This window comes from Arthrobacter sp. MYb229, from assembly GCF_002975405.1.
Classification (GTDB): Bacteria; Actinomycetota; Actinomycetes; order Actinomycetales; family Micrococcaceae; genus Glutamicibacter.
Genome location: NZ_PCPS01000001.1, coordinates 966948 through 983582 on the forward strand (window position 1 = coordinate 966948; position 16635 = coordinate 983582).

A 16635-nucleotide genomic window follows, 5' to 3' on the forward strand; every position below is an offset into this window, starting at 1 on the left:
GTTATCTGAAGGCAGTTCGGAGCAGCCAATGTCCCCGGAATCTCCCAGTGGAGTCATCGAAGAGTACCCAGAAGCAGACCGCTCATGGGCCCAAACTTTCCTGGTTTCCATCGCTTGGAACGACCTCTCCAACGAGCAATGCCGCAACGAGCTGCGCAATCAGCTTGCTGCCGTGCACGATAGCGGTGCCGGTGCCGACGAACTGTTTGGCGATCCGTGGAAATACGGCGTGCAACGTGCCCAAGCAACGCTTACGCCCCAGCAGCGGGCCAACGCAGAGCTCACGGTGCAGACCGGTACCGCGCTGCTGACCGTCGTTGGCATGCTGGCCGGGCTGATCTGCGTGGGCTTCGGCCTATGGATTGGCTTCCGCGACGGATGGGCGAATTATTCATGGCACTACTGGCAGCTGGCGGCCCTGGCCGGAGGGGTTGGCATTGCCGCTTCGGCCCACCTTTGGTGGTTCTACCGTTTGAAGGGGCGTTTCGAAGCTTCCTGGCTGATCGGTATTTCCGGGTGCCTGGCAAGCATCGCCGCGGCTATCGGGATCGCCGTCCTTGGCGGCGAAGGCCACCTGCCGGTGCCAAATTGGCTGGCGCCGCTCCTTGGGGCGGCGGCAGCGCTCGGCTCCTGGTTCCTGCCCTTCACCAGGGATGAGGAAAAACCCTCGACCGGCACGGCGGAAGCCCTTGATCCGAGCCTCTGGTTCGACGAGGTAGCGCGATTGCTGCGTGGCCGCTACGGAATGAACGCGAAGGAAGCCCGGGAGGCACTGGCCGCGGCACGCCAGCATGGTTCCGATCTCGGTGCGGCAGGCAACAGCGTGGACATGCTCGAAGAATTCGGGTCACCCAGCACCTTTGCCATCGGCCTAGCGGTGAACACCGAAAGTGCGCTCAAGCGGCGCTGGCTGCTCCGTCGCCTGCTGCCGCTGGCCGTCGCATGCGTCTATGGCATCAGTCTCATTCCGGAGCTGCTGGAAGCAGGGATCAGCGGTTGGAATATTTTCATCGCGATAACATTCATGGTGTTCATCGGCATCTCGCTCTACCAGCTGCGCCGCGCCGATCGGGCGGACTACGTGCAAGCCAAGCTTGCCGAACGCCGGGCGCATGCCCAGGCGCTGCAGGAAGGCCGCGATGAGTAGCGAATTTCCCGGCTCCTGGCAGCGCGCGATGCTGCCGATGCTATTGCTTGCCGAACTGTCCGGCGGCCAAGCGCATGGCTATGCGCTGTCCAAATCCTTGCAGGAACGCGGATTCGGGCCGATCAAGGGCGCGACGCTCTATCCCGCACTGGCCAAGCTGGAAGCCTCCGGATTGCTCGGAACACGGTGGGAGGAAGGCCAAGGCGGACCGGGGCGAAAAGTCTACGAGCTCTCCGCCGCCGGCCGCTCCGAACTGCAGGCACAGCGCGCCAGCTTCGACCGGCTCGTGCACTTGGTCCGGGGCACGGGCCGCTAGGCCAGCTCTGCCGAATCCACGATCACCGTGAACGGGCCGGAATTTGTGAGGTTGACCTCCATCATCGCGCCGAACACCCCGGTCTCCACGCTGGCGCCGAGCTGACGCAGATAGTCCACGAAGTATTCGTAGAGCGGTTCGCTGTGCGCGCCGGGCGCCGCCGCCGACCAGGAGGGGCGCCGTCCCTTGCGCACCGAGGCGTAGAGCGTGAACTGGCTGATCACCAGCAATGGAGCGCCAAGCGATTCGCAGCTGGCTTCATCCTCCAAGATGCGCAGCCCGTAGATCTTCTGCGCCACCTTGCGGGCGGCAGCCTCGTTATCCTCGTGCGTGATGCCCAAGAGCACCACGAGCCCCGGGCCAGGCAGCTGCCCGACGATCGAACCGTCGACTTCGACGCTGGCCCGGCTGGCTCGTTGTAATACTGCGCGCATGTGATCCTTTCTTCGCAGCTACCAGAGTATCGGTAGGCTGGGGGAGTGAACGATTTGCTGGATGCCCTGGACGACGGTTCGATCAAGCGCCCGCGCCCGCCGCTGGCGGTGCGCATGCGCCCCAAGACGCTCGATGAGCTGGTCGGCCAGCAGCACCTGCTGGGCCCCGGTTCCCCGCTGCGGCAGCTCGCCGAGCACCCGGAAACCGGGTTGGCCGGCCCGGCCAGCGTGATTCTCTACGGCCCGCCGGGCATCGGCAAGACCACCATCGCGCATGTGATCGCCCGCGCCACGGACCGCAAGTTCGTCGAGCTCTCGGCGATCACCGCCGGGGTGAAGGATGTGCGCCGGGTGATCGACCAGGCCAAGGACGACCGCGACCTGCGCGGGATGACCACGGTGCTGTTCCTCGACGAGATCCACCGTTTCAACAAGGCCCAGCAAGATGCGCTGCTGCCCGGGGTGGAGAACCGGGTGGTGGTGCTCGTCGCGGCCACCACCGAAAACCCGTCCTTCTCGGTGATCTCGCCGCTGCTCTCGCGCTCGCTGCTGCTGACCCTGCGCCCGCTGACCGACGTGGATGTGGCGGAGCTGCTGGAGCGGGCGGTTGACGATGAGCGCGGCTTCGATGCGCAGGTGATCCTGCCGGCCGAGCAGCGCGACGCGATCGTGCGCCTGGCCCAGGGCGACGCCCGCCGTTCGCTCACCGTGCTGGAAGCCGCCGGCGCGGTGGCCTGGAACGCCGCCGGAACCGCGGCGCAGCCGCCGATACAAATTGCGGACGAGCATGTGCAGCTGGCCATGGACCAGGCGGTGCAGCGCTACGACAAGGACGGGGACCAGCACTACGACATCATCTCCGCGTTCATCAAGTCGATCCGCGGCTCGGATGTGGATGCGGCCCTGCACTATCTGGCGCGCATGCTTTCGGCCGGGGAGGACCCGCGGTTCATCGCCCGCCGGCTGATGATCAGCGCCTCGGAGGATATCGGCATGGCCGATCCCACCGCGCTGCCGCTGGCGGTGGCCGCCGCGCAGTCGGTGGCGCTGACCGGGATGCCGGAGGCGCGGATCATGCTCGGGCACGCCACCGTGCACCTGGCCACGGCGCCGAAGTCCAACGCCGCCTATAACGCGATCAACGAGGCGTTGGCCGACGTGGCCGCCGGCAAGGGCGCGCTGGTCCCGGACCATCTGCGCGACGCGCACTACCCGGGGGCCAAGGCGCTGGGCCACGGGGTGGGCTACATCTACTCCCACGATGCCCCGCATTCGATCGCCAGCCAGCAGTACCTGCCCGATGACCTGATCGGCACCGACTACTACCGCCCCAACGCCAACGGGACCGAACGCTCGCTGAGCGATCGGCTGGCGCGGCTGCGCGAGATCATTCGGCGCAAGGACAAGAAGAAACGTTAGCGAGCTTCGTTACAGCTCACCTGCTGGCCGGGGTGCATCGTGTAGACTTGATCTTTGGCTGGCAAGCCATGCCGCCCGTGCGAGTCATCGTTCGGGAGGCGAGGTTGCAGTGGTCGAGGGCCGCGACGCCCCAACACTCTCCGTCCCGGAGGCCAGTAGATCCCGTCGCTAAATCGAAAAGGACACACATATGGCTAACGCCCGTGCCCGCCGTACCGTGCGCCTCTCGCGCGCACTCGGCCTTGCCCTGACTCCAAAAGCTGAAAAGTACATGGAGCGTCGTCCCTACGGTCCCGGCCAGCATGGCCGTGCCCGCAAGAAGCAGGACAGCGATTACGCGGTTCGTCTGCGCGAAAAGCAGCGTTTGCGTGCCCAGTACGGCATCCGCGAAGTTCAGATGCTGAACGCATTCAAGGAAGCCAAGCGCCTCGGCGGCCAGACCGGTGACAACCTGTTGGCACTGCTCGAGTCCCGCCTGGATGCCCTGGTGCTGCGTGCAGGCTTCGCCCGCACCATCCAGCAGGCCCGTCAGCTGGTTGTGCACCGCCACATCCTGGTTAACGGCCAGCGCGTGGACCGCCCATCGTTCAAGGTGCAGCCGGGTCAGCTGATCCACGTGCACGAACGCAGCGAGAAGATGGTTCCATTCCAGATGGCAGCAGCAGGTGAGCACTCACAGGTGCTGCCAGCAGCTCCTGCTTACCTGGACGTGAAGCTGGAAGCCTTGCAGGCTACCTACCTGCGCGCTCCTGAGCGTGCAGAGATCCCAGTGACCTGCGAAGAGAACCTCGTGGTCGAGTACTACGCACGCTAAATCTAGCGCGTGTTCAATGGCCCGCAACCGACTCGGTTGCGGGCCATTGGCTTAACTACCTATATCAGCTCGCGGTTCGCTAAGCTGGACTGGCAGCAAACACCCAAAGCAGAAGAGGAAGCACATGTCGGGTTCGGATATTGCAGGGCTCATCGCAGCCGGCGTCTTTGCCATCCTGGTGGCACTGTTGGCGGTGCCGATCATCAAGTTGGGCAAGGTGTTTGATGAGCTTCGCAACTCGATCAAGGACCTCTCGGACGGGACGACCCCGCTGATTGGCGAGGTTGCCAATACCGTCGCCACGACCAATGACCAGCTCAAGAAGGTCGACGCGATCACCTCGAACGTCTCCGATGCGAGCGCCAACGTCTCCGCGCTGTCCTCCTTGGTGGCAGCCACCGTGGGCAAGCCACTGATCAAGATCGCCGCATTCACCTCGGGTGTGCAGGCAGCGATCAATGCGAACACCAGCGGCAAGGGCCGCCGCAGCCGTTAGGGGAGACTAGAATGAAAAAGCTTTTGTGGGTTGTTATCGGCGTGGGCGTCGGAGTCCTCGCCACCAAGAAATACACCGAAGTATCCTCCGGGGCGGCCCTGAACCGTCAGGTCGGCAAGTACGCCGACCGCATCTCGGAGGTAGTGGGGGCATTCCGCGAAGGAATGAACTCCCGCGAAGTAGAATTACGTTCCGCCTTGGGCGTGGACACCGCTAAGTGAAGGGATCATCCGTAACACGATGAAAACGCAGGAAATTGCACGCCGCTGGGTCGACTTCTTCGTCGCGAAGGGGCACACAGCGGTACCCAGCGCCTCGCTGGTCTCATCTGACCCGTCGCTGTTGTTCACGGTGGCCGGCATGGTCCCATTCATCCCTTACCTGACCGCCCAGGAGGAGGCGCCGTACGCGCGCGCCACTTCGGTGCAGAAGTGCATCCGCACCGGCGACATCGAAGAGGTCGGCAAGACCGTACGCCACGGCACCTTCTTCCAGATGTGCGGCAACTTCTCCTTCGGCGACTACTTCAAGAAGGAAGCGATCCACTTCGCTTGGGAGCTGCTGACCGGTTCGCTTGCGGACGGCGGCTACGGCCTGGATCCCGAACGCCTCTGGGTCACCGTCTACGAAGACGGCGCGGAGAAGGACGAAGAAGCCCGGCGCATCTGGGAAGAGCAGATCGGCATCCCGCGCGAACGCGTGGTGGGCACCGGCAAGGAAGACAACTACTGGAACACCGGCCAGCCCGGCCCCGGCGGTCCCTGCTCGGAGATCTACTACGACCGTGGCGCGGAGTACGGCCTGGACGGGGGGCCGGCGGTCGACGAAACCCGTTTCATCGAAATCTGGAACCTGGTCTTCATGCAGTACCGGCTCTCCGCGGTGCGTTCCAAAACCGATTTCGACGTCGCCGGCGAACTGCCCAAGCGCAATATCGACACCGGCCTGGGACTCGAACGCCTGGCGATGATCCTGCAGGGCGTGGAGAACATGTACGAGACCGACCAGCTGCGTCCGGTGCTCGACAAGGCCGCCGAACTTGCCGGCATCGTTTACACCTCCACCGAGGACCCGGAAGATCCGAACCACGCCAACGACGTGCGCCTGCGCATGATCGCGGACCACATCCGCTCCTCGCTGATGCTCATCTCCGATGGCGTCACCCCCGGCAACGAGGGCCGCGGCTACGTGCTGCGCCGGCTGATCCGCCGCGCGGTGCGCGCCATGCGCCTGATGGGCGTGGACTCCGAGGTGCTCCCCGAGCTGCTGCCGGTCTCGCGTGACGCGATGAAGGGCGTCTACCCGATCGTCGAAGAGGACTTCGCCCGCATCGGGCGCATCGCCTACGCCGAGGAGCGCGCCTTCCGCCGCACCATCGCCTCGGGCACCACCCGGCTGGACGACGCGCTGAAGCAGGCCAAAACCGCGGGCCGCGAGCTGACCGGCGACGACGCCTTCGCGCTGCACGACACCTTCGGCTTCCCGATCGACCTGACCCTGGAGATCGCCGCCGAGGCGGGCCTGGCGGTGGACGAAAAGCGCTTCCGCGAACTGATGACCGAACAGCGCACCCGGGCGCAGAAGGACGCGAAGTCCAAGAAGGCCGGGCATGCGGACCTGTCGGTGTTCACCAAGCTCGCCGAGGCGGGCAAGGTGGAGTTCACCGGCTACGACACGCTGGTGGGCGAATCGAAGATCCGCGGCATCGTCGCCGACGGCCAGGTGGTGAACTTCGCCGAACAGGGCCAGGAAATCGAGCTGGTGCTCGACGAGACCCCGTTCTACGCCGAGGCCGGCGGCCAGGCCGGCGACATCGGCCTGATCACCGGCGACGGCTTCGTGCTCGAGGTCACCGACGTGCAGGCCCCAATCAAGGGGCTGAACGTGCACAAGGTGATCGTGCGCGAAGGCGAACTTCCCGCCGAGGCGCTGGTGCGCACCCAGGTTGACGCGGCGCGCCGCCACTCCGGGGAGCAGGCCCACTCGGCCACGCACCTGGTGCACGCGGCCCTGCGCGAGCTGCTCGGGGACACCGCCACCCAGGCCGGTTCCTTCAACAAGGCCGGATACCTGCGTTTTGACTTCTCCTGGGCCGAGGCGCTTTCCGCACAGGCCCGCACCGAGGTCGAAGAGGTGGTGAACCTGGCGATCGCCTCGAACCACCAGGTGATCACCAGCGAGATGGCCATGGCCGAGGCGCAGAAGCTGGGCGCGATGAGCCTCTTCGGCGAAAAGTACGGCAACGCCGTGCGCGTGGTGGAGATGAACGGGGCCTGGTCGCGCGAGCTGTGCGGTGGCACCCACGTGCCGTCCACCTCCCGCATCGGGCAGCTGACCCTGCTCTCCGAGGCTTCGGTGGGTTCGGGCAACCGCCGCGTCGAAGCGCTGGTGGGCATGGAGGCGTTCCGCCACGGGGCCGCCGAGCGTGCGCTGGTTTCCGAGCTCTCGGGCCTGTTCCGCGTGCCGTCCAACCAGGTTTCCGAGCGCGTGAACGACACGGTGGCGAAGCTGAAGGCCGCCGAGAAGCAGATCGCGGAGCTCAAGAGCGCCGCGATGCTCGCCCAGTCGGCCAGCCTGCTGGAGCAGGTGCAGACCATCGGCAACACCCGGCTGCTGGCGCACAACGCCGGGCAGATCGATTCGGCCGACGCGCTGCGCACCATGGCCCTTGACCTGCGCGGCAAGCTCGGCGCGCAGGCCGCGGTGATCGTGCTGATCGGCGTGTCGAACTCCCGTCCGCTGGTGCTCGCAGTGACCAACGACGAGGCGCGCGCCAACGGCTTCAAGGCCGGCGCGCTGGTGCGCACCGCAACCGGGGTGCTCGGCGGTGGTGGCGGCGGCAAGGACGATATGGCCCAGGGCGGCGGCGCGGACGTATCGAAGATCGACGACGCGCTGGCCGCAATCCGGGCGGCCCTTGCCAATGGCTAAGCTAGCGTTCGGCGTCGACGTGGGCCTGGCCCGCGTCGGCGTCGCCGTCTCCGATCCGTCGGGAATCCTCGCCACCCCGGTGATGACCCTGCGCCGCGATGTGAAGAAGAACTCCGATCGCCGCCTGCTCTTGCGCATGATCGTTGACCGTGAGGTCTCCGAGGTGTTCATCGGGGAACCGAAATCCCTGGCCGGGAATTCCACGGAATCCACGAAAATGGCTCGTGACTACGCGATAGCCTTGGCCGAGGAGGCAAATGCGGCTAGCATCGAGGTTGAGATTTTCTTGGTTGACGAGCGTTTGAGCACGGTCAGCGCGCACCGCTCGTTGCACGCCTCGGGGCGCCGCATGCAAGACCATCGTCAGGTCGTTGACCAGGCGGCCGCCATTGAAATCCTGCAACAGGTGCTTGAAATGCGACGTAATGGTGTGCGCGTTCAAGCCAGCCGCATCGTGCTGAAGTAACAGCGCGCCGCGAGAATCCACAGGGAGAATTGATGCGAGAAGAAGCCCGCCGCGAACGGCAGCGTGAAACCTTTTCCGAGCTTTACGCGCGTTTTGCAGCCGGCGAGCCGAAAGGCCTCGCAACACCAACTACCCCGGAACTGACCGGTGAGCAGCTCTACGGCGGTGCAGATTCGGCCGCGGCCGAGCTGCACCGCGAGCCGGAACCGGCCGCGGCAGACGCCGAGGCGCAGCCGGCGCCCGAGTCCTTGCTCGGCACGGTGCCCGCCAGCGGCGCGGCGAAGGCGCGCAAGAAGCGCAGCAAACGCCGCCGCAACATGGTGATGCTCGCAACCTTCTTGATCTTCGCCGTCGTGGTCGCCGGGTCCTTCTATTTCATCCGTTCGCTGGTCAAGCAGTTCAACCCGGATGACTACCCGGGCCCGGGCGGCCAAGCGGTCGAATTCACCGTGGAGGACGGCTGGGGTCCGGCGCTGATCTCGCGCAAGCTCGAGGAACTCGACGTGGTGGCCAGCGACAAGCTGTTCATGGACGCGCTGGAGGACTCGAAGGCGGACAATGTGGTCATTCACCCCGGAACCTATCCGCTGAAGCTGCAGATGCCCGCCGCGGACGCGACCGAGGTGCTGGTCGATAATCGTCCGGACAAGGTCTTCTACATCGGGTTGAAGGCGAATCTGCGGCTGCAGGCCTCGCTGGCCGAAATCGCCAAGGGCTCCGGGCTCGACGAGAAGAAATTGGGCGAGCTGGCGAACCAGCCCGAGAAGTTCGGGCTGCCCGAGTCGGTGAAGAACCTCGAAGGCTGGCTGCACCCGGGCGAATACCGTTTTGCCCTGGATACCAGCGCCGAGAAGGTGCTCACCGAATTGGTGGATTCGACCAAGACCGCCTTGCAAGATGCCGGAGTCAATGACCTGGGCGAAGGCTACCGGGCGTTGAAGGTCGCCTCGATTCTGCAGGCCGAAGCCACCCCGAAGGACTATGCCACGGTGGCCGGAGCCATCGAAAACCGGTTGAACCCGAACAACGTGGAGACCCATGGCCTGCTGCAGACCGACTCCACGGTGATCTACGGGCTTGACCGGTACTCCTTGCAGTTCACCGCGACCGAGAAAAGGGACGCAGGCAACCAGTACAACACCTATGTGCACACCGGGCTGCCGCCGACCCCGATCGGTTCCCCGGCAACCTCCGCGATCGATGCGGCGGTCAACCCGGCGGATAACGGCTTCTACTACTGGGTGACGGTCAATACGCAGAGCGGCGAGACGAAATTCGCCTCGAACTATGCCGAGCACCAAGTGAACCAGAACGAATTCCGCGCCTGGTGCGCGGCGAATGCGGAGGTCTGCAAGTAATGCGCGCCGCCGTCTTGGGCCAACCCATCAAGCATTCCAAATCCCCGGTGCTGCATCGGGCGGCCTATGAGCTGCTCGGCGCCGACATCGACTATCGGGCCATCGAGCTGGACCCGTCCCAGGCCCCGGAGCAGGCGGCCAAAATGCGTGCCGGCGGGTGGGCCGGATGTTCGGTGACCATGCCTTTGAAGGATGTCTTCGTTCCGCTGATGGATGAGGTTTCACCGCGCGTGGCGCGCCTGGGCGCGCTGAACACCATCGTGGTGCGCCCCGACGGCGCCCTCTTTGGGCAGAATACCGACGTGGACGGGATCGTGCTGGCGCTGGCCGATGCGCGGCTGCGCCAAGCATCGAGGGCCACCGTGCTGGGCGCCGGCAATACGGCCTTGGCGGCCATCGAAGCGGCCGCGGAACTTGGCGTCGAGGAACTCAAGCTGGTGGTGCGCGACGCCACCCGTGCGCAGCGGGCCACCGCACTGGCCGGCCAGCTGGGCCTGCGCGTGCAGCTGGTGCAGGTGCAGGATCTGGGTGCCGGCGGCATCGCCGCGGACCACCTGGTGATCAGCACGCTGCCGCCGCGCGCCGCCGACAGCTGGGTGCCGCATCTGGGCCGCGGCCAGGGGCTGCTGCTGGATGTCGCCTATGACCCGTGGCCGAGCAAACTGGCCGAGTCCTGGGCCGGCACGGTGATCTCCGGGCTTCATATGCTGGTGCACCAGGCGGTGGAGCAGGCCCGTTATTTCAGCGCCGCAGACTTCGACACGCACACCCGCGAAAACGTCACAAATGCGATGTATCGCTCACTGGGGCTTCATCGACGCGGTTAATGAGGCCATGTCATGGCAAAATAGAATCCATGTTGCGTTGGTTGACGGCGGGCGAATCACACGGCCCGGCACTAGTTGGAATTCTTGAAGGCCTACCCGCCGGAGTCTCGGTGGACAGCGAAGCGGTGCGCGATGCACTGGCTCGGCGGCGCCTGGGCTACGGCCGAGGCGCGCGCATGAAGTTTGAAAAGGACCAGGTCACCTTCCTCGGTGGCGTGCGCCACGGAAAGACCCAGGGCGGACCGGTAGCCATCGAAATCGGGAACACCGAATGGCCCAAATGGGAACGCGTGATGAACTCGGACCCGGTTGACCTGGACGAACTGGCCTCGATGGCGCGCAACGCGCCGCTGACCCGCCCGCGTCCGGGGCACGCGGACTTCACCGGCATGCAGAAGTACGGTTTCGACGATGCCCGTCCGGTGCTCGAGCGCGCCAGCGCCCGCGAAACCGCGGCCCGGGTGGCCCTCGGCTCGGTAGCCCAGGCCTTTCTGGCCGATCTGGGCATCGAACTCGTCTCGCATACCACCGCCATCGGCGCCGTCGCGGCGCCCCTCGACGCACCGCTGCCCACCCTGGGGGACGTTGCGGCGTTGGACGCGGATCCACTGCGCTGCTTCCACGGGGAAACCTCGGCCGCCATGGTCGCCGAGGTCGATGACGCGCACAAGGCGGGGGAGACCCTGGGCGGCGTCGTGGAGGTGCTGGCCTACAACCTGCCTCCGGGCATCGGCTCCTACGTGCATTGGGACCGCCGGCTGGACTCCCGGCTGGCCGGCGCGCTGATGGGCATTCAGGCCATCAAGGGTGTTGAGGTCGGCGACGGCTTCCTCACCGCTGCCCGACGCGGTTCGGCCGCCCACGACGCGATCGTGCCGGCCACCGCGGGCGGAATCAAGCGCGAAACCAATCGAGCCGGCGGCATCGAGGGCGGCATGAGCATCGGCGAGGTGCTGCGCGTGCGTGCGGCGATGAAACCGATCGCCACCGTGCCGCGCGCCCTGGCCACCATCGACACGGCCACCGGCGAGGAAACCACCGCCCACCACCAGCGTTCGGATGTGTGCGCGGTGCCCGCCGCCGGCGTTGTCGCCGAGGCGATGGTCGCGCTGGTCCTGGCCCAGTCGCTGCTGGAGAAGTTCGGCGGAGACTCGGTCACCGAAACCAAGCGCAATATCCAAAGCTACCTGGCCAGCATTCCCGCCAATCTAGGGTCGACCGGAGTCTAACCGGCAGATGATTTACCTCATTGGGCCGATGGCCAGCGGCAAGTCAACTGTGGGCAAGGCGCTGGCCAAGGCGCTGGGCACCGATTTCGCCGATTCCGACGCGCACATCGTCGCCGCCCATGGTTCGATTCCGCAGATCTTTGCCGAACACGACGAAGCCTACTTCCGTGATCTGGAGGTCGCCGCGCTGGCCGAACTGCGGGCCGGGGTGATCGCCACCGGCGGCGGGGCCGTGCTGCGCGAAGAGAACCAGGCGGTGCTGCGCGGCGGGACCGTGATCTACTTGGCGATGACCCTCGCCACGGCCAAGCGCCGCCTGGCCGGGGATACAAACCGCCCGCTGCTGGCCGGTGACCAAAGCCTCACCACCTGGACCAGGCTCTACGAAGCCCGCCACGATATTTATGAAACCCTTGCTGATCTGACCTTACAGGTAGACAATCTGAGCGTTGCGCAGCTTGTCGAAGCCATCGAGAGCCATGTGATTCACAGCACGAGATAGCGAATCCCGGTACGCTCCCGCGTAGGCTTTACAGATCAGCACCATCAGGAGGATCTTCTCGGATGCCACTAGCACCCACCACACTTCAAGTCACCGGAACCACCCCCGCGGAGTCTTACCCGGTTCTGGTCGGCAACGGACTATTGGGACACCTGCCCGAACTGCTGGGCTCGGCGGTTAAGAAGGTCCTGGTGATCCACCCGCGGGCCTTGCGCGCCACCGGAGACGTGGTCCGCGACGATCTGGAAAAGGCCGGTTTCACCTCGCTGACCGCGGAAATCCCGGATGCCGAAGAGGGCAAGCACATTCAGGTTGCCGGGTTCTGCTGGGAAGTCCTGGGCAAGAACGACTTCACCCGCACCGACGCCGTGGTTGCCGTGGGCGGCGGAGCCGTCACCGACGTGGCAGGCTTCGTGGCGGCCACCTGGCTGCGCGGGGTCAAGGTCATCCACATTCCCACCTCGCTTCTGGGCATGGTCGACGCGGCCGTGGGCGGCAAGACCGGCATCAACACCGCCGAGGGCAAGAACCTGGTCGGTGCCTTCCACCCACCGGCCGGCGTGCTCGCGGATCTCGACGCTTTGGCAACGCTGCCGAAGAACGAATTGGTCACCGGGCTGGCCGAAGCGGTCAAGTGCGGGTTCATCGCCGACGAGCGCATTCTGGAACTGATCGAAGAGGATCCAGAAGACGCCATTCGCCCCGACAGCGCACGGCTGCGCGAAATCATCGAACGCACCATCGCGGTGAAGGTCGAGGTGGTCTCCAAGGACCTGAAGGAATCGGGTCCGCGCGAATTCTTGAACTACGGCCACACCCTGGGCCACGCGATCGAGCTTTCCGAGCGCTATGCGATGCGCCACGGGGCCGCGGTCTCCATCGGGCTGTGCTTTGCCGCGGAACTAGGCCGTTCGGTGGGCTACACCTCCGATGCGGTGACCGATCGGCACTTCAGCATCCTGAAGTCCCTGGGCTTGCCCACCAGCTACCGCAACGACAAGTGGATGGCCTTGCTGGACGGCATGAAGCGCGACAAGAAAACCCGTGGCGACCAGCTGCGCTTCGTGGTACTCGAAGCCATCGGCAAGCCGCGTATCTACGAGGTGCCGGATAACTCGCTGTTATTCGCCGCCTACCAAGAAATCGGAGAGTAAGCATGAGCGAATTCACCGCATACGCCATCGACGTCGCATCGGTGAACCACGACGGCGTGGGCACCTCCATCGACGGAGTATTGATCGACCCGAGCAACCTGCGGCCATTCATCACCGATGAACAAGCCGCGGACCGTTCGATGCGCTCTGGCACCCCGACCGACCAGGTGGTGATCCACATGGCCCGCGGGGAACTGGCCCAGGCCGGCAACCTGATCGCCGAGTCGCGGTTAAGCGACCCGACCAACGCGCACCTGCGCGTGCTGGATACCGAATTGACCCGCCTGCAAGGTGATTTCGATCGCGCGATCAATCGCCTGCGCAAGCTGGTGGACGAATTCTCCGGCACCTACTACGAGCCGCTGATGCAGCACCACCTGGCGATGTCCTTCTTCGAAAAGGGCGACTACAAGGCCGCGGCTACCCGCTTCCGTGCGGCCCTGGAGCAGCGCCAGCAGATGGGTTCGGCCGAGCACCTGGTCAACGCGTCGGCCGCATGCCTGGCGCTTGCCGAGGAACGCGCGCGAAATTAGCTCTCACCGCGGTTTGCTATAGTAATAAATGGATTTTTGATAATGCCAGTGCACGCTGGCGAAAATAGAGGATTTGAGGACCCGTGGCGGATACAACTGACATCAAGAATGGTCAGGTCATTAAGATCGATGGCCAACTGTGGACCATCATCGACTTCCAGCACGTCAAGCCGGGCAAGGGCGGCGCATTCGTGCGCACCAAGATGCGCAATGTGCTCTCGGGCAAGGTTCTGGACAAGACCTACAATGCTGGCACCAAGATCGAGCTGGCCAACGTTGACCGCCGCGACTACCAGTACCTCTACCAGGACGGCGAAGACTACGTCTTCATGAACCTGGAAGACTACGACCAGATCACCGTTCCCGGCCAGACCGTGGGCGACTCGGCCGGATTCCTGTTGGAAAATCAGGAACTGACCATTGCCATGTATGACGGCAGCCCACTGTACCTGGAGCTTCCGGCCTCGGTCATCCTGGAAATCACCTACACGGAACCGGGCCTTCAGGGCGACCGCTCCTCGGCAGGCACCAAGTCGGCAACCCTGGAAACCGGCAAGGAAATCCAGGTTCCGCTGTTCGTCGATCAGAACACCAAGGTGAAGGTTGATACCCGCACCGGCGATTACCTGGGACGTGTCTCCTAGTGAGGGCCCGCGCCAAGGCGCGTCGTCGTGCACTTGAGTTTCTTTTCGAAGCCGAGGCCCGCGACGTCGATGCGCTCAGCGTAGCCATCGCGCGCCGCGAAAATTCTGACATCGTGCTCAACGAGTATTCGTTGACGATCCTCGAGGGCGTCACCGCCCACCTGGACCGCATCGACGAGGTGCTCGAAAGCTATGTCAAGGGCTGGACCATCGAGCGGATGCCCGCCGTGGACCGCATGGCGCTGCGCATCGGGGTGTGGGAGCTGCTGTACAACGACGAGGTTCCGGACGCGGTTGCCGTGGCCGAAGCCGTCGTGAATGTGCGCGAGCTGTCCACCGACGAGTCGCCCGAGTTCGTCAACGGCGTGCTCGGACGCATTCAAAGCGTCAAGGACACCCTGGTCGACTAATCCTCGATTCTCCTGAACTACCGCAAGCCGGAACCTGCTGGGTTCCGGCTTGCGGTATTTAACCCGCAGGGTCCCGGCCCCGCGCGTTGCCCCGGAGGCAGCACCCGCCCAAGCCTAGGCGATTCTGCGCCGCGAGCGGTTGCCACGTGAAAAACTCAACATTATTTCATCGACGTTTCCGACGACCCGCTGTGGCGAAGCCAACATTCCAGGCCCCTCGAACCTCGGGCGCTGCGGTACTTTCCCGCCAATAGCGGGGCTGGCCGCGCGAGCCCGCATGACGCCGTGAGAGAGATCACCGCCCATTCAGTGTCATGCATAGCTTTCCGCTAGGGAATGGCGGCCGGATCGTGATAATTTGAACTAGCAATATTCCTTTAAATCCCGTCCCGTGAGGCGGAGAAGGGAGAGGTGCACAGGATGAATGAAAATTCACAGCCCGATGTGGCTCGCACGGTATTGACCGGCGAGGATATCGAACGTGTACTGACCCGTGTGGCCTTCGAGATTATCGAAGCCAACAAGGGCACCGAAGATCTGGTGCTATTAGGCATTCCAAGCCGCGGATATCCGCTGGCCCAACGCCTCGCACGGCGCATCGCCGCTTCCGCGCCGACCCAGCTTGACCCCGCGTCGCTGGTCGGACAGCTGGACATCACCATGTACCGCGACGACCTGCGGCACACCACCACCCGCACCCCGGCGCCAACCCGCCTGCCGGCAGGCGGCATCGACGGCAAGGTCGTCGTGCTGGTGGACGACGTGCTCTACTCCGGACGCACCATCCGCGCAGCCCTGGATGCACTCTCCGATTGGGGACGCCCGCGCATCGTGCGGCTGGCGGTCCTGGTGGACCGCGGGCACCGCGAACTTCCCATCCGCGCGGACCACGTGGGCAAGAACCTGCCCACGGCAAAAAGCGAAAAGGTGCGCGTGCACCTGGCCGAAGTCGATTCAAGCAACGAAGTAGTCATCGAGGCCAGCGCATGAAGCACCTGCTCTCCACCGCGGATCTAAGCCGCGCCGAAGCCATTGCCATCCTCGATATCGCCGAGGAAATGCGCGAAACCGGCACCCGTGAGGTCAAGAAGCTTCCGGCCTTGCGCGGACGCACCGTGGTGAACCTGTTCTTCGAGGACTCCACCCGCACGCGCATCTCCTTCGAGGCCGCCGCCAAGCGGCTGAGCGCGGACGTGATCAACTTCTCCGCCAAGGGCTCGAGCGTGTCCAAGGGCGAATCGCTGAAGGACACCGCCCAGACGCTGCTGGCCATCGGCGCCGACGCGGTAGTCATCCGCCACCCGGACTCCGGGGCGCCGGCCCGGCTGGCGGCCACCGACTGGATCGGGCTGCCGATCGTGAACGCCGGAGACGGCACCCACGAGCACCCCACCCAGGCGCTGCTCGACGCCTTCACCCTGCGCCGCCAGCTGGCCCTGCGCGAGGGAGTCAGCCCGGCCGGCCGCGGACTGGACGGATTGAAGGTCGCGATCGTGGGAGACGTCCTGCATAGCCGCGTGGCCCGTTCGAACCTCTGGCTGCTGAACACCCTGGGCGCCTCGGTGACCATGGTCGCCCCGCCGACCCTGCTGCCGGTGGGCGCGAGCGCCTGGCCGTGCACCATCAGCTACAACCTCGACGAGGTCATCGCCTCCGGGGTGGACGCGGTGATGATGCTGCGCGTGCAGGGCGAACGCATGCGAGACGCCTTCTTCCCGAACCCGCGCGAATACTCGCGCTACTGGGGACTGGACGACACCCGGCTGAAGGCCCTGGAAGCCAACGGGGACGAAACCCTCATCCTGCACCCGGGCCCGATGAACCGCGGCCTGGAAATTTCTTCGGCTGCCGCCGACTCGCCGCGTTCGATGGTCCTGGAACAGGTCACCAACGGCGTCGCGGTGCGCATGGCAAGCCTGTATATGCTCCTCTCCGGCGACCTGATCTAAGGAACT

At 65.0% G+C, this 16635-nt stretch carries 19 protein-coding genes; 18 read left to right on the forward strand and 1 reads right to left on the reverse strand.

Translation table 11 applies throughout. The features are described 5' to 3' along the window. Positions 1-28 precede the first annotated feature (28 nt). Together CQ019_RS04560 and CQ019_RS04565 are read left to right on the forward strand one after the other, a co-directional pair. Positions 29-1147 carry a hypothetical protein gene (locus CQ019_RS04560; RefSeq protein WP_105569038.1) on the forward strand — a complete coding sequence of 373 codons (1119 nt, stop codon included), beginning with the start codon at positions 29-31 and terminating at the stop codon, positions 1145-1147. Beyond that, entirely contained in the window at positions 1140-1463 is a 324-nt protein-coding gene (locus CQ019_RS04565; protein ID WP_105569039.1) for a PadR family transcriptional regulator, read from the forward strand. The genes CQ019_RS04560 and CQ019_RS04565 overlap by 8 nt, the downstream gene beginning before the upstream one ends. Here the strand turns inward: CQ019_RS04565 and dtd are convergent. Continuing rightward, positions 1460-1897, reverse strand: coding sequence for a D-aminoacyl-tRNA deacylase (dtd, locus tag CQ019_RS04570; RefSeq protein ID WP_105569040.1), 438 nt, complete (start codon positions 1895-1897; stop codon positions 1460-1462). The two genes, CQ019_RS04565 and dtd, sit on opposite strands and share 4 nt — an antisense overlap. A gap of 45 nt (positions 1898-1942) precedes the next feature. Between dtd and CQ019_RS04575 the strand changes: the two genes are divergently transcribed. The 16 genes from CQ019_RS04575 to CQ019_RS04650 all read left to right on the forward strand — a co-directional run bounded on the left by CQ019_RS04575 (position 1943) and on the right by CQ019_RS04650 (position 16629). Then, positions 1943-3316, forward strand: a complete 1374-nt coding sequence (locus CQ019_RS04575; RefSeq protein WP_258133448.1) for a replication-associated recombination protein A — start codon at positions 1943-1945, stop codon at positions 3314-3316. 190 nt (positions 3317-3506) lie between these two features. Beyond that, positions 3507-4130: a 30S ribosomal protein S4 gene (gene rpsD / locus CQ019_RS04580; RefSeq protein WP_096284810.1), complete on the forward strand. Its 624-nt coding sequence runs from the start codon at positions 3507-3509 to the stop codon at positions 4128-4130. 124 nt (positions 4131-4254) lie between these two features. Beyond that, entirely contained in the window at positions 4255-4626 is a 372-nt protein-coding gene (locus CQ019_RS04585; protein ID WP_105552165.1) for a DUF948 domain-containing protein, read from the forward strand. An 11-nt stretch (positions 4627-4637) separates the two neighbouring features. Further along, positions 4638-4847 (forward strand): hypothetical protein, encoded by a 210-nt coding sequence (locus CQ019_RS04590; protein WP_096257770.1) that lies wholly within the window; start codon positions 4638-4640, stop codon positions 4845-4847. A 19-nt stretch (positions 4848-4866) separates the two neighbouring features. Then, on the forward strand, positions 4867-7557 hold the full coding sequence (gene alaS / locus CQ019_RS04595; RefSeq protein WP_105552164.1) for an alanine--tRNA ligase: 2691 nt from the start codon (positions 4867-4869) through the stop codon (positions 7555-7557). Further along, on the forward strand, positions 7550-8023 hold the full coding sequence (ruvX, locus tag CQ019_RS04600) for a Holliday junction resolvase RuvX (RefSeq protein WP_105552163.1): 474 nt from the start codon (positions 7550-7552) through the stop codon (positions 8021-8023). The genes alaS and ruvX overlap by 8 nt, the downstream gene beginning before the upstream one ends. A gap of 32 nt (positions 8024-8055) precedes the next feature. Beyond that, on the forward strand, positions 8056-9381 hold the full coding sequence (gene mltG, locus CQ019_RS04605; protein ID WP_105552162.1) for an endolytic transglycosylase MltG: 1326 nt from the start codon (positions 8056-8058) through the stop codon (positions 9379-9381). Continuing rightward, positions 9381-10208 carry a shikimate dehydrogenase gene (locus CQ019_RS04610; RefSeq protein WP_105552161.1) on the forward strand — a complete coding sequence of 276 codons (828 nt, stop codon included), beginning with the start codon at positions 9381-9383 and terminating at the stop codon, positions 10206-10208. Before mltG ends, CQ019_RS04610 begins: the two co-directional genes overlap by 1 nt. 29 nt (positions 10209-10237) lie before the next feature. Further along, positions 10238-11437: a chorismate synthase gene (gene aroC / locus CQ019_RS04615; RefSeq protein ID WP_096284798.1), complete on the forward strand. Its 1200-nt coding sequence runs from the start codon at positions 10238-10240 to the stop codon at positions 11435-11437. Positions 11438-11444: 7 nt separating this feature from the next. Then, positions 11445-11939 carry a shikimate kinase gene (locus CQ019_RS04620; protein WP_096284796.1) on the forward strand — a complete coding sequence of 165 codons (495 nt, stop codon included), beginning with the start codon at positions 11445-11447 and terminating at the stop codon, positions 11937-11939. A 62-nt stretch (positions 11940-12001) separates the two neighbouring features. Further along, a complete protein-coding gene (aroB, locus tag CQ019_RS04625; protein ID WP_096284794.1) occupies positions 12002-13093 on the forward strand; it encodes a 3-dehydroquinate synthase in 1092 nt (363 codons plus the stop codon). A gap of 2 nt (positions 13094-13095) precedes the next feature. Beyond that, positions 13096-13626 (forward strand): tol-pal system YbgF family protein, encoded by a 531-nt coding sequence (locus CQ019_RS04630; RefSeq protein ID WP_105552159.1) that lies wholly within the window; start codon positions 13096-13098, stop codon positions 13624-13626. An 83-nt stretch (positions 13627-13709) separates the two neighbouring features. Continuing rightward, positions 13710-14270: an elongation factor P gene (gene efp, locus CQ019_RS04635; protein ID WP_105552158.1), complete on the forward strand. Its 561-nt coding sequence runs from the start codon at positions 13710-13712 to the stop codon at positions 14268-14270. Further along, positions 14270-14680 carry a transcription antitermination factor NusB gene (gene nusB / locus CQ019_RS04640; RefSeq protein ID WP_096284788.1) on the forward strand — a complete coding sequence of 137 codons (411 nt, stop codon included), beginning with the start codon at positions 14270-14272 and terminating at the stop codon, positions 14678-14680. The genes efp and nusB overlap by 1 nt, the downstream gene beginning before the upstream one ends. A gap of 420 nt (positions 14681-15100) precedes the next feature. Continuing rightward, the gene (pyrR, locus tag CQ019_RS04645) at positions 15101-15670 is read left to right on the forward strand and encodes a bifunctional pyr operon transcriptional regulator/uracil phosphoribosyltransferase PyrR (RefSeq protein ID WP_105552157.1); all 570 of its coding nucleotides are present in this window, start codon (positions 15101-15103) and stop codon (positions 15668-15670) included. Then, entirely contained in the window at positions 15667-16629 is a 963-nt protein-coding gene (locus CQ019_RS04650; protein ID WP_105552156.1) for an aspartate carbamoyltransferase catalytic subunit, read from the forward strand. The genes pyrR and CQ019_RS04650 overlap by 4 nt, the downstream gene beginning before the upstream one ends. The last annotated feature ends 6 nt before the right edge of the window (positions 16630-16635 follow it).

Coding starts and splice junctions, on each gene's coding strand:
- ruvX (WP_105552163.1), top strand. CDS start 7,550: ATGGCTAAGCTAGCGTTCGGCGTCGACGTGGGCCTGGCCCGCGTCGGC.
- CQ019_RS04620 (WP_096284796.1), top strand. CDS start 11,445: ATGATTTACCTCATTGGGCCGATGGCCAGCGGCAAGTCAACTGTGGGC.
- pyrR (WP_105552157.1), top strand. CDS start 15,101: ATGAATGAAAATTCACAGCCCGATGTGGCTCGCACGGTATTGACCGGC.
- aroB (WP_096284794.1), top strand. CDS start 12,002: ATGCCACTAGCACCCACCACACTTCAAGTCACCGGAACCACCCCCGCG.
- aroC (WP_096284798.1), top strand. CDS start 10,238: ATGTTGCGTTGGTTGACGGCGGGCGAATCACACGGCCCGGCACTAGTT.
- alaS (WP_105552164.1), top strand. CDS start 4,867: ATGAAAACGCAGGAAATTGCACGCCGCTGGGTCGACTTCTTCGTCGCG.
- CQ019_RS04650 (WP_105552156.1), top strand. CDS start 15,667: ATGAAGCACCTGCTCTCCACCGCGGATCTAAGCCGCGCCGAAGCCATT.
- CQ019_RS04630 (WP_105552159.1), top strand. CDS start 13,096: ATGAGCGAATTCACCGCATACGCCATCGACGTCGCATCGGTGAACCAC.
- CQ019_RS04610 (WP_105552161.1), top strand. CDS start 9,381: ATGCGCGCCGCCGTCTTGGGCCAACCCATCAAGCATTCCAAATCCCCG.
- rpsD (WP_096284810.1), top strand. CDS start 3,507: ATGGCTAACGCCCGTGCCCGCCGTACCGTGCGCCTCTCGCGCGCACTC.
- CQ019_RS04565 (WP_105569039.1), top strand. CDS start 1,140: ATGAGTAGCGAATTTCCCGGCTCCTGGCAGCGCGCGATGCTGCCGATG.
- CQ019_RS04590 (WP_096257770.1), top strand. CDS start 4,638: ATGAAAAAGCTTTTGTGGGTTGTTATCGGCGTGGGCGTCGGAGTCCTC.
- mltG (WP_105552162.1), top strand. CDS start 8,056: ATGCGAGAAGAAGCCCGCCGCGAACGGCAGCGTGAAACCTTTTCCGAG.
- CQ019_RS04585 (WP_105552165.1), top strand. CDS start 4,255: ATGTCGGGTTCGGATATTGCAGGGCTCATCGCAGCCGGCGTCTTTGCC.
- CQ019_RS04560 (WP_105569038.1), top strand. CDS start 29: ATGTCCCCGGAATCTCCCAGTGGAGTCATCGAAGAGTACCCAGAAGCA.
- dtd (WP_105569040.1), bottom strand. CDS start 1,897: ATGCGCGCAGTATTACAACGAGCCAGCCGGGCCAGCGTCGAAGTCGAC.